General features: G+C 56.4%; 9 protein-coding genes. 8 read left to right on the top strand and 1 reads right to left on the bottom strand.

All coding sequences use genetic code 11. The features are described from left to right. Window positions 1–132: 132 nt before the first annotated feature. From yihU to ompL, 7 genes are all read left to right on the top strand, one after another. Window positions 133–1,023, top strand: a complete 891-nt coding sequence (gene yihU, locus L350_RS01595) for a sulfolactaldehyde 3-reductase (protein WP_032626924.1) — start codon at window positions 133–135, stop codon at window positions 1,021–1,023. Between the two features lie 17 nt (window positions 1,024–1,040). Then, window positions 1,041–1,916: a sulfofructosephosphate aldolase gene (gene yihT / locus L350_RS01600; protein WP_023305113.1), complete on the top strand. Its 876-nt coding sequence runs from the start codon at window positions 1,041–1,043 to the stop codon at window positions 1,914–1,916. Window positions 1,917–1,930: 14 nt separating this feature from the next. Continuing rightward, a complete protein-coding gene (yihS, locus tag L350_RS01605; RefSeq protein ID WP_032626922.1) occupies window positions 1,931–3,172 on the top strand; it encodes a sulfoquinovose isomerase in 1,242 nt (413 codons plus the stop codon). Window positions 3,173–3,188: 16 nt separating this feature from the next. Further along, a complete protein-coding gene (locus L350_RS01610) occupies window positions 3,189–5,213 on the top strand; it encodes an alpha-glucosidase (RefSeq protein WP_032626920.1) in 2,025 nt (674 codons plus the stop codon). A gap of 45 nt (window positions 5,214–5,258) precedes the next feature. After that, window positions 5,259–6,641, top strand: coding sequence for an MFS transporter (locus tag L350_RS01615; RefSeq protein WP_022649848.1), 1,383 nt, complete (start codon window positions 5,259–5,261; stop codon window positions 6,639–6,641). Between the two features lie 43 nt (window positions 6,642–6,684). After that, the gene (locus L350_RS01620; RefSeq protein ID WP_023298928.1) at window positions 6,685–8,109 is read left to right on the top strand and encodes an MFS transporter; all 1,425 of its coding nucleotides are present in this window, start codon (window positions 6,685–6,687) and stop codon (window positions 8,107–8,109) included. Between the two features lie 74 nt (window positions 8,110–8,183). Continuing rightward, on the top strand, window positions 8,184–8,870 hold the full coding sequence (ompL, locus tag L350_RS01625; protein ID WP_032626918.1) for a porin OmpL: 687 nt from the start codon (window positions 8,184–8,186) through the stop codon (window positions 8,868–8,870). A gap of 79 nt (window positions 8,871–8,949) precedes the next feature. Here ompL and typA read toward each other — a convergent pair whose 3' ends face one another. Beyond that, window positions 8,950–10,773 carry a ribosome-dependent GTPase TypA gene (gene typA, locus L350_RS01630; RefSeq protein ID WP_022649851.1) on the bottom strand — a complete coding sequence of 608 codons (1,824 nt, stop codon included), beginning with the start codon at window positions 10,771–10,773 and terminating at the stop codon, window positions 8,950–8,952. Between the two features lie 377 nt (window positions 10,774–11,150). Here typA and glnA point away from each other — a divergent pair, with 377 nt between their 5' ends. Next, complete coding sequence (gene glnA / locus L350_RS01635) at window positions 11,151–12,560, top strand: glutamate--ammonia ligase (protein ID WP_003861925.1); 1,410 nt, start codon at window positions 11,151–11,153, stop codon at window positions 12,558–12,560. The last annotated feature ends 151 nt before the right edge of the window (window positions 12,561–12,711 follow it).

Raw genomic sequence — 12,711 nt, 5'->3', positions numbered from 1 at the left:
ATGCCTTCATTTTAATTTCACCAAATGTTCAAAAAGTGACCCGTGTCAATTTTTTGACTATAAATTACAAATACGATCAAAAACAGACACCACAAACGCGCAAAAATTGACACGATGTGACAGGAGAGAGGCATGTCAGCAATCGCATTTATCGGCTTAGGACAGATGGGCACGCCCATGGCGAAGAATCTGTTGAAACAGGGCCACCAGCTTAACGTTTTTGATGTGAACCCGCAGGCGGTTCAGGCGCTGGTAGAGAGCGGCGCCCGGGCGGCGGCAACGCCCGCACAGGCAGCAACGGATGCCGAATTCGTGATCACTATGCTGCCAAACGGCGACCTGGTGCGCAGCGTGCTATTCGGCGAGCACGGCGTGTGCGAAGGATTATCCCGCGACGCGCTGGTCATTGATATGTCCACCATTCACCCGCTGCAAACCGACGCGCTGATCCGCGACATGGCTGAGCAAGGCTTCAGCCTGATGGACGTGCCCGTCGGGCGCACCTCTGATCATGCCATCGCCGGTACGCTACTCCTGCTGGCAGGCGGCACGGCAGAGCAGGTTGAGCGTGCCACCCCCGTCTTAATGGCGATGGGTAATGAACTGATTAACGCCGGCGGGCCGGGAATGGGCATCCGCGTGAAGCTCATCAATAACTACATGAGCATCGCCCTGAACGCCCTTTCCGCCGAGGCCGCCGTACTGTGCGAAGCGCTTGGCCTCTCCTTTGACGTGGCGCTCAAGGTGATGAGCGGCACACCTGCGGGCAAAGGCCACTTCACCACGTCATGGCCGAACAAGGTGCTGAAAGGGGATCTTTCACCCGCCTTCATGATCGACCTTGCGCATAAGGATCTGGGGATCGCCCTCGACGTGGCCAACCAGCTGCATGTCCCAATGCCGCTGGGCGCGGCTTCACGAGAAGTTTACAACCAGGCACGCGCCGCCGGGCGCGGGCGCGAAGACTGGACAGCCATTCTTGAACAGGTTCGCGCATCTGCCGGGCTGAAAAAATCACACTGATACGAAAGGACTGAGGAATGACGATGTACACCCTGAAAGATATCACCCGACCTTCCGGCGGTTTTGCGATGCTGGCCGTGGATCAGCGCGAAGCGATGCGCCTGATGTTTGCGGCGGCAGGCGCGCCGGTACCGGTAACCGACCAGCACCTGACGGATTTTAAAGTCAACGCGGCAAAAATTCTGTCGCCGTACGCCTCTGCCATTCTCGTCGACCAGCAGTTCTGCTATCGCCAGATTGTCGAGCAGCGGGCCGTGGCCAAAAGCTGCGCGATGATTGTGGCAGCCGACGAGTTTATTCCGGGGAACGGTATTCCGGTCGACAGCGTGGTGATCGACAAGAGCATTGACGCGCAGGCGGTCAAACGCGACGGCGGCAAGGCGCTGAAGCTGCTGGTGCTGTGGCGCAGCGATGAAGATCCGCAGCAGCGCCTGGAGATGGTGAAAGCGTTCAATACGCTGTGCCACGATAACGGTCTGTTGAGCATTATCGAGCCGGTTGTGCGTCCACCGCGCCGCGGCGCCGCGTTTGACCGCGAGCAGGCGATTATCGATGCGGCCAAAGAGCTGGGCGACAGCGGTGCCGACCTCTACAAAGTGGAAATGCCGCTGTTTGGTAAGGGCACGCAGCACGAGCTATTGACGGCCTCGCAGAAGCTGAACGAGAACATCGCCATGCCGTGGGTGATCCTCTCCTCCGGCGTGGACGATAAGTTATTCCCGCGCGCGGTGAGCGTGGCGATGCAGGCGGGGGCATCGGGCTTTTTAGCCGGTCGCGCCGTCTGGTCCTCTGTGATTGGCCTGCCGGACACCGAGTTGATGCTGCGTGATATTTCCGTACCAAAACTTCAGCGTCTGGGTGAGATCGTCGACGAAATGATGGCTCGCCGTTAAGAAAGGATCCGAACATGAAATGGTTTAATACCCTGAGCCATAACCGCTGGCTCGAACAAGAGACCGACCGCATTCTTGATTTCGGTAAAAACGCCGCCGTACCGACCGGCTTTGGCTGGCTGGGCAATAACGGGCAGGTGCGTAGCGATATGGGCACCCATCTGTGGATCACCGCCCGCATGCTGCACGTTTACGCGGTGGCGGCGAACATGGGACGTCCTGGTGCGTACGCCCTGGTTGAGCACGGCATTAATGCCCTGAACGGTCCGCTGCGCGACAAGCAGCACGGTGGCTGGTACGCCTGCGTAAACGATGAAGGCGTGATTGATGCCTCCAAGCAGGGCTATCAGCATTTCTTCGTCCTGCTGGGCGCGGCGAGCGCCGTCACCACCGGCCATCCGCAGGCACGCAAGTTGCTGGACGACGCCATCGAGGTGATTGAGCGCTACTTCTGGAGCGAACAGGAGCAGATGTGCCTGGAGTCCTGGAATGAAGCGTTCAGCAAAACGGAAGATTACCGCGGCGGTAACGCCAACATGCACGCCGTGGAAGCTTTCCTCATCGTCTATGACGTGACCCTCGACCGCAAATGGCTCGACCGCGCCCTGCGCATCGCCTCGGTGATTATTCACGACGTGGCGCGCAAAGGGGAGTACCGCGTTAACGAGCATTTCGACACCAACTGGAACCCGATCCGCGACTACAACATCGATAACCCCGCCCACCGCTTCCGCGCCTACGGCGGCACGCCGGGGCACTGGATTGAGTGGGGTCGCCTGATGCTGCACCTGCGCGCCGCGCTGGAAGCCCGCTTTGAAACCCCGCCGGAATGGCTGCTGGAAGATGCGAAAGGACTGTTCCACGCCACTATCCGCGACGCCTGGGCACCCGACGGGGCCGATGGCTTTGTCTACTCCGTGGGCTGGGACGGTAAACCTATCGTCCGCGAACGCGTGCGCTGGCCAATCGTCGAAGCGATGGGTACGGCTTACGCGCTCTACACCGTCACCGGTGAGGCGCAGTACGAAGCCTGGTATCAGAAGTGGTGGGATTACTGCATCAAGTACCTGATGGATTACGAAAACGGTTCATGGTGGCAGGAGCTGGACACCAATAACGAAGTGACCACCAAAGTCTGGGACGGCAAGCAGGATATTTACCATCTGCTGCACTGCCTGGTGATCCCCCGCCTGCCGCTGGCGCCGGGCTTAGCGCCTGCCGTAGCCGCCGGATTACTGGATAGCCTGGCCAAATAATAAAGACGGAGTTTTTATGCGTACCCTACACAATATTGACCTGAAAAATAACGAAAGTGGTTTTACCCTGCGCTGGCAGGACCGTCTGATTTTATCCCACTCTGCGGATGCCCCTTGCCTGTGGATCGGCGCAGGTGAGGCGGATATCGAGATGTTTCGCGGCAACTTCAGCATCAAAGACAAGCTCAACGAAAAGATTGCCCTGACGAACGCGACCGTTACGCAGCAAAGCGCGGGCTGGGCAATCCGCTTTACCCGCGGCGACGCGGTGAGCGCGACGTTGTTGGTGGGCGTGGATGGTGAAGGCCGTCTGGAGCTGAAGCTGAAAAATGACGCCGCCAGCCATAACCGCATCTGGCTGCGGCTGGCAGCTCAGCCTGACGATCATATCTACGGCTGCGGAGAGCAGTTCTCGTATTTCGATCTGCGCGGCAAGCCGTTTCCGCTGTGGACCAGCGAGCAGGGCGTGGGCCGCAATAAGCAGACCTACGTCACCTGGCAGGCCGACTGCAAAGAGAACGCGGGCGGCGATTACTACTGGACCTTCTTCCCGCAGCCTACCTTCGTGAGCACCCAGAAGTACTACTGCCACGTGGATAACAGCTGTTATATGAACTTCGACTTCAGCGCGCCGGACTTCCACGAGCTGGCGTTCTGGGAAGATAACGCCACGCTGCGCTTCGAATGCGCAGAAACCTACGTCGATCTGCTGGAAAAACTGACCGGCCTGCTGGGGCGTCAGCCTGAACTGCCGGACTGGGTTTACGACGGCGTGACGCTGGGTATTCAGGGTGGCACCGAGGTGTGTCAGCAGAAGCTCGACGCCATGCGCGAGGGCGGCGTGAAGGTGAACGGCATCTGGGCGCAGGACTGGTCCGGCATCCGCATGACCTCCTTCGGCAAACGCGTGATGTGGAACTGGAAGTGGAACAGCGCGCTCTATCCGCAGCTTGATGAGCGGATTGCGCAGTGGAAACAGGAAGGCGTGCAGTTCCTCTCCTATATCAACCCGTACGTCGCCAGCGATAAAGATCTCTGCGAAGAGGCGGCGAAACGCGGCTATCTGACCAAAAACGCCAACGGCGAGGATTACCACGTTGAGTTCGGGGAATTCTACGCGGGCGTTATCGACCTGACCAACCCGGCAGCCTACGGCTGGTACAAAGAGGTCATCAAAAAGAACCTGATCGAACTGGGCTGCGGCGGCTGGATGGCCGATTTCGGGGAATATCTGCCGACCGATACCTTCCTGCACAACGGCGTTAGCGCGGAGATCATGCATAACGCCTGGCCTGCCCTGTGGGCGAAATGTAACTACGAAGCACTGGAGGAGACCGGCAAGCTCGGGGAGATCCTGTTCTTCATGCGCGCGGGCTACACCGGCAGCCAGAAGCACTCGGTGATGATGTGGGCGGGGGATCAGAACGTCGACTGGAGCCTGGACGATGGTCTGGCGTCCGTCGTACCGGCGGCGCTGTCTCTGGCGATGACCGGGCACGGGCTGCACCACAGCGACATTGGCGGCTATACGACGCTGTTCGAGATGAAGCGCAGCAAAGAGCTGCTGCTGCGCTGGTGCGACTTCAGCGCCTTTACGCCGATGATGCGTACCCACGAGGGCAATCGCCCTGGCGACAACTGGCAGTTCGACGGCGACGCCGAAACCATCGCGCACTTCGCGCGCATGACCACCGTGTTCACCACTCTGAAGCCGTACATCAAAGCTGCGGTTGCGCAGAACGCGAAAAGCGGCCTGCCGGTGATGCGTCCGCTGTTCCTGCACTACGAGGACGACGCGCGCGCCTACACGCTGAAATACCAGTACCTGTTTGGCCGCGATCTGCTGGTGGCGCCGGTTCATGAAGAGGGACGCCGCGACTGGTCGCTCTATCTGCCGCAGGACAGCTGGGTCAATGCGTGGACGGGGGAAACCTGCCAGGGCGGTGACGTGACCGTTGATGCCCCGCTCGGCAAACCGCCGGTCTTCTATCGCCAGCAAAGCGAATGGGCAGATCTGTTTAGCACCTTACGTCATATCTGATAAGGCTCGCCCGCGGGGAAACCTGCGGGCAGACGGAGAACAATAATGAGTCAACATACTTCTGACCCGGCAACCCTGCGCCTGCCGTTTAAAGAAAAACTCGCCTACGGGATGGGCGATCTCGGCTCTAACATCCTGCTGGATATCGGCACGCTGTATCTGCTGAAGTTCTACACCGACGTGCTGGGACTGCCCGGTACCTACGGGGGGATTATCTTCCTGATTGCGAAGTTTTTTACCGCCTTCACCGATATGGGCACCGGGATCATGCTCGATTCCCGGCGCAAGATTGGCCCGAAAGGGAAATTCCGCCCGTTCGTGCTGTATGCAGCCTTCCCTGTGACGCTGCTGGCGATTGCCAACTTCGTCGGCACACCGTTTGAGATGACCGGCAAAACGGTGATGGCAACGGTGTTGTTCATGCTGTACGGCTTGTTCTTCAGCATGATGAACTGCTCTTACGGCGCGATGGTGCCCGCCATTACCAAAAACCCGGACGAGCGAGCCTCGCTGGCGGCCTGGCGTCAGGGCGGCGCCACGCTCGGCCTGCTGCTCTGTACGGTGGGCTTTGTACCGGTGATGAACCTCATTGAGGGCAATGACCAGCTTGGCTACATCTTTGCCGCCACCCTCTTCTCGCTGTTCGGGTTGTTCTTTATGTGGTGGTGCTATAAGGGCGTAACCGAGCGTTACGTCGAGACGCAGCCTGCTAACCCGGCGCAGAAACCGGGGCTGTTGCAGTCGTTTCGCGCCATCGCCGGGAACCGTCCGCTGTTTATCCTGTGCATCGCTAACCTGTGCACGCTGGGTGCCTTTAACGTCAAACTCGCCATTCAGGTCTACTACACGCAGTACGTGCTGAACGACCCGATCCTGCTGTCGTACATGGGCTTCTTCAGCATGGGCTGTATTTTTATCGGCGTCTTTATGATGCCTGGCGCGGTGCGGCGCTTTGGTAAGAAAAAGGTCTATATCAGCGGCCTGGCAATTTGGGTGGCAGGCGATCTGCTTAACTACTTCTTCGGCGGCGGCTCTGTGAGCTTTGTGGCGTTCTCCTGCCTGGCGTTTTTCGGTTCCGCGTTCGTGAACAGCCTGAACTGGGCGCTGGTCTCCGATACCGTGGAGTACGGCGAGTGGCGCACCGGCGTACGCTCCGAGGGGACGGTCTATACCGGCTTTACCTTCTTCCGCAAGGTATCGCAGGCGCTGGCGGGCTTCTTCCCGGGGATCATGCTTACGCAGATTGGCTATGTGCCCAACGTGGTGCAATCCGCCGGCACGGTTGAAGGGCTGCGGCAGCTGATATTTATCTACCCGAGCCTGCTGGCGGTCATCACCATCGTGGCGATGGGCTGCTTCTACAACCTCAACGAGAAGATGTATGTGCGCATCGTGGAAGAAATTGAGCTGCGCAAACGTACGGCATAAATGACGTGATTGAGCGCCCTGCGGGGCGCTTTGAGGATCGACCATGACACACAATACTGATCCGTTAACCCTGAAATTGAGCCTGCGAGAGAAGTGCGCCTACGGGATGGGCGATTTTGGCTCGAACCTGATGCTCTGTATTGGCACGCTGTATCTGCTGAAGTTTTACACGGACGAGCTGGGCATGCCCGCGTTCTACGGCGGCATCATTTTTCTGGTCGCCAAGTTCTTTACCGCGTTTACCGACATGCTGACCGGGGTGCTGCTGGACTCCCGGCGTAATATCGGCGCGCGGGGGAAATTCCGGCCATTCATTCTCTACGCCTCCGTCCCGGTGGCGCTGGTGGCCACGGCGCAGTTTATGGCCAACGACTTTAGCCTGACAGTGAAAACGGCCCTCGCCACCGTGCTCTTCATGATGTTTGGCCTCTGCTACAGCCTGATGAACTGCGCCTACGGTGCAATGGTTCCGGCCATCACCAAAAACCCGAACGAGCGCGCGCAGCTTGCGGCGTGGCGTCAGGGCGGCGCAACGGTAGGACTGTTGCTCTGCACCGTCGGCTTTATGCCGATTCAGGCGCTGTTCGTCAGCCAGCCCTCACTCGGCTATCTGGTGGCCGCGCTGGTGTTCGTCACCGGGGGGCTGTTCTGCATGTGGTGGTGCTACAGCGGGGTGAAAGAGCGCTACGTCGAGCTTACGCCCGATCACCATAAGCCCGGCATTCTGAAATCATTCTGCGCAATTTTCCGCAATCCGCCGCTGCTGGTGCTGTGCATCGCCAACCTCTGTACCCTCGCCGCGTTTAACATCAAGCTGGCGATTCAGGTCTACTACACCCAGTACGTGCTGAACGATCTGCATCTCCTGTCGTGGATGGGCTTTTTCAGCATGGGCTGCATTCTGATTGGCGTGTTTCTGGTGCCTGGCGCGGTAAAGCGCTTTGGCAAGAAACCGGTCTATCTGGGCGGGCTGGCGCTGTGGGCGGTGGGCGACGTGCTTAACTTCGTCTGGGGAACCAGCTCCCTGCTGTTTGTGCTCTTTTCCTGCATGGCCTTCTTCGGCACGGCGTTTGTGAACAGCCTGAACTGGGCGCTGGTGCCGGATACGGTTGATTACGGCGAGTGGAAAACCGGGATTCGCGCCGAAGGGTCGGTGTATACCGGCTATACCTTCTCGCGCAAAATCTCCGCGGCGCTCGCCGGTTTTCTGCCCGGTATCATGCTGACCCAGATTGGCTACGTTCCCCATGCCGTGCAGAGCGCGGGCACGCTGCTGGGTTTGCGTCAGCTGATTTTCCTCTGGCCGTGCGGCCTGGCGATCGTTGCTGCCGTGACCATGGGGCTGTTTTATAAACTCAACGAAGCGCGCTTCGCCTTTATTATCGAGGAGATTGGAAAACGGAAAAAACAGACAGCAAATACCCCTGAGATAACCACCAACAATAAAGCGTCAGCAGTCACTTTATAACTATAAATCCGGCCAATATGTCCTTCCTGTTAATCAGGAGGGAGGCCTTTCTGTACCTGATACATGGACAAATTATGAATAGAATCATCACCGTACTGATCGTGTCGTCTGTGTCCTGCCCGGTTTTTGCCGGGGCCTATGTCGAAACGCGCGAAGCGTACAATACGGCCTCTGAGCTGCACGAGGTGATCCTGCGTGCGGGCTATAACTTCGATATGGGCGCGGGGCTGATGTTCACCAACGCTTATAACGTGGGGAAATGGGACGAACTGAAGCACAGCTATAACGAAATCGAGGGTTGGTATCCGCTCTTCAAACCGACCGACAAACTCACCTTCCAGCCCGGCGGGTTAATTAACGACAGCAGCGCAGGATCGGGTGGAGCACTCTATTTAGATACTAACTATAAATTTACGGACTGGTTTAATCTGACGTTCCGCTATCGCTATAACCATAACAATTACGATACGCCGGACTATAACGGGCAGATGGATAAAAACGACACGCACGAATTCGCCAACTACTGGAATTTCAAAGTGACGGATGCGTTTTTCTACACCTTTGAGCCGCACTTTTTCCAGCGGGTGAATGATTACCACAGCAAAAATGGCAAAGATCATCACTGGGAAATTACCAACAAGTTCAGCTATAAAATCGACAGAAACTGGCTGCCGTACCTCGAACTCCAGTGGCTGGACCGATGGAATGATTACAACCGCGAGCAGTACCGGATTCGGTTAGGGTTACGTTATTCGTTCTAATAAAAAAGCCGCTGATCGCTCAGCGGCTTTTCGTTGCCGGGTGGCGCTTGCGCTTTACCCGGCCTACGGCATAACCGAATTACTCTTCTTTCGCACCGCGCATAGCACGTTTACGATCGTTCTCGGTCAGGTGACGTTTACGGATACGAATTGACTGAGGCGTCACTTCTACCAGTTCGTCATCATCGATGAATTCCAGAGCCTGCTCCAGCGTCATCTTGATCGGTGGAACCAGAACCGTTGCTTCGTCAGTACCGGACGCACGCATGTTGGTCAGTTTCTTACCGGTCAGGCAGTTTACCGTCAGGTCGTTAGAACGACTGTGAATACCGATGATCTGGCCTTCGTAAACTTCAGCACCGTGACCCAGGAACAGCTTACCGCGATCCTGCAGACCGAACAGCGCAAACGCAACCGCTTTACCCTGACCGTTGGAGATCAGTACGCCGTTGTTACGCTGGCCCACTTCGCCCGGACGGATGTCGTCATAGTGGCTGAAGGTGGAGTACAGCAGGCCGGTACCGGAGGTCATTGTCATGAACTCAGAACGGAAGCCGATCAGGCCACGGCTTGGGATCACGTAGTCGAGACGTACGCGGCCTTTGCCATCTGGATTCATGTTTTTCAGGTCGCCTTTACGCTCACCCAGTGCCTGCATGACAGAACCCTGGTGCTGCTCTTCAACGTCCAGCGTTACGTTTTCGAACGGCTCTTGTTTACGGCCATCGATTTCGCGGAAGATAACTTTCGGACGGGATACCGCCATCTCGAAACCTTCACGACGCATGTTCTCAATCAGAACAGACAGGTGCAGCTCACCACGACCGGAAACGCGGAATGCATCAGCGTCTTCGGTTTCTTCAACGCGCAGCGCAACGTTGTGCACCAGCTCTTTGTTCAGGCGGTCAAGGATCTGACGAGAGGTAACGAACTTACCTTCTTTACCACAGAACGGAGAAGTGTTGACGTTGAAGAACATGGATACGGTTGGTTCATCAACGGACAGGGCTGGCAGCGCTTCGACGTTCTGCGGATCGCAGATGGTGTCGGAGATGTTCAGTTCACCCAGACCGGTAATAGCGATGATGTCGCCCGCTTCAGCGATGTCGCTCTCGATACGCTCAAGACCCAGGTGAGTCAGAACTTTACCGACTTTACCGTTACGGGTTTTGCCTTCGCTATCGATGATAGTGACCTGCTGGTTAGGCTTCACTTTACCGCGCTTGATACGACCAATGCCGATTACGCCAACATAGTTGTTGTAGTCGAGCTGGGAGATCTGCATTTGCAGGGTGCCTTCCAGGTCAACGTTTGGCGCAGGAACGCGGTCAACAATCGTCTGGTACAGCGGAGTCATGTCTTCCGCCATGTCTTCGTGATCCAGACCGGCGATACCGTTCAGCGCAGACGCATAAACGATAGGGAAGTCCAGCTGTTCGTCAGTCGCGTCGAGGTTAACGAACAGGTCGAAGACCTGGTCAACAACCCAGTCAGGACGCGCGCCAGGACGGTCAACCTTGTTGATCACAACGATAGGTTTCAGGCCGTGGGCAAATGCTTTTTTGGTCACGAAGCGCGTTTGCGGCATAGGGCCATCAAATGCGTCAACCACCAGCAGCACGGAATCCACCATGGACATCACGCGCTCAACTTCACCACCGAAGTCGGCGTGCCCTGGGGTATCAACGATGTTGATACGGTAGTCATTCCATTTGATAGCGGTGTTTTTGGCGAGGATGGTAATCCCACGCTCTTTCTCCAAATCGTTGGAGTCCATCACACGCTCTTGAGTTTCGGCACGAGCATCAAACGTACCGGACTGCTGTAGCAGCTTGTCAACCAGGGTAGTTTTACCATGGTCGACGTGCGCGATGATGGCGATATTACGCAATTTTTCGATCACAACTTTGCCTCAGGCATTTAGAAATAGCGCGTTATTGTACACGGATTAATCGCACTACAAAACAGGATCACAAACATCCCCCGCAAACAAGTATTGCAGAGATGCTTTGTGATCGCTTTCACGGAGCGGTAAAAGGGCACTTTAACGTAAATTGCACCAATATGGTGCTCAATGTTCACACTGAAGCACTATAATGGTGCAACGAATCCAATGTGGTGCAGCCCTTCTGCACTATGGTGCGCATGATAACGCCTTTTTGGGGTGTTTTAAAAGTTGGCACAGATTTCGCTTTACAGAAATACAGTAAAAATATGGCAGCCCAGCCGATTTGAAGACCTCGTTACCACGACGACAATGACCAATCTGGAGAGTTAAGTATGTCCGCTGAACACGTTTTGACGATGCTGAACGAACATGAAGTGAAGTTTGTTGATCTGCGCTTCACCGATACCAAAGGTAAAGAACAGCACGTCACGATCCCTGCTCATCAGGTGAACGCCGAATTCTTTGAAGAAGGCAAAATGTTTGACGGCTCCTCCATTGGCGGCTGGAAAGGCATTAACGAATCCGACATGGTTCTGATGCCAGATGCAACCACTGCGCTCATTGACCCGTTCTACGAAGAACCTACGCTGATCATCCGCTGCGATATCCTGGAACCTGGCACGCTGCAAGGCTATGACCGTGACCCACGCTCTATCGCAAAACGCGCTGAAGAGTACCTGCGTTCTACCGGTATCGCAGACACCGTTCTGTTCGGGCCAGAGCCAGAGTTCTTCCTGTTCGATGACATCCGTTTTGGTGCTTCCATTTCTGGTTCCCACGTCGCTATCGATGACATCGAAGGCGCATGGAACTCTTCCACCAAATACGAAGGTGGTAACAAAGGTCACCGTCCGGGCGTGAAAGGCGGTTACTTCCCGGTTCCTCCGGTCGATTCTTCACAGGACATCCGTTCTACCATGTGTCTGATCATGGAAGAGATGGGCCTGGTTGTTGAAGCGCACCACCACGAAGTGGCAACGGCTGGCCAGAACGAAATCGCAACCCGCTTCAACACCATGACCAAAAAAGCGGATGAGATTCAGATCTACAAATACGTTGTGCACAACGTTGCGCACCGTTTCGGTAAAACCGCGACCTTCATGCCAAAACCCATGTTCGGCGACAACGGTTCCGGTATGCACTGCCACATGTCCCTGTCCAAGAACGGCACTAACCTGTTCTCTGGCGACAAGTACGCGGGTCTGTCCGAGCAGGCGCTGCACTACATCGGTGGTGTTATCAAACACGCTAAAGCGATCAACGCCCTGGCGAACCCAACCACTAACTCCTACAAGCGTCTGGTCCCTGGCTACGAAGCACCAGTAATGCTGGCGTACTCTGCCCGTAACCGTTCTGCTTCTATCCGTATCCCGGTGGTTGCGTCTCCGAAAGCGCGTCGTATCGAAGTGCGCTTCCCGGACCCGGCGGCTAACCCATACCTGTGCTTCGCAGCACTGCTGATGGCCGGTCTGGACGGTATCAAGAACAAGATCCACCCAGGCGAAGCCATGGACAAAAACCTGTACGACCTGCCGCCAGAAGAAGCGAAAGAGATCCCACAGGTTGCCGGCTCTCTGGAAGAAGCCCTCCAGGCGCTGGACGCAGACCGCGAGTTCCTGACCGCTGGCGGCGTGTTCACCGATGAAGCTATCGACGCTTACATCGCGCTGCGTACCGAAGAAAACGACCGCGTTCGCATGACGCCGCACCCGGTTGAGTTCGAACTGTACTACAGCGTTTAATTGATTTGTTTTACCCGGCGCATACGCGTCGGGAGTCGTTGCCGTGGAAACTTTAGCCCATCTTCGGATGGGCTTTTTTCTCCACCAACAACCTGATCTCACGCGCTTTTTACCTCTAAAACGCTATACTGCACTAAAATAGTGCAACGAC

It is taken from the genome of Enterobacter sp. MGH 4, from assembly GCF_000534735.1.
In the GTDB taxonomy this organism is placed as follows: Bacteria; Pseudomonadota; Gammaproteobacteria; order Enterobacterales; family Enterobacteriaceae; genus Enterobacter; species Enterobacter intestinihominis.
This window is presented reverse-complemented; position numbering and strand designations above follow the sequence as displayed.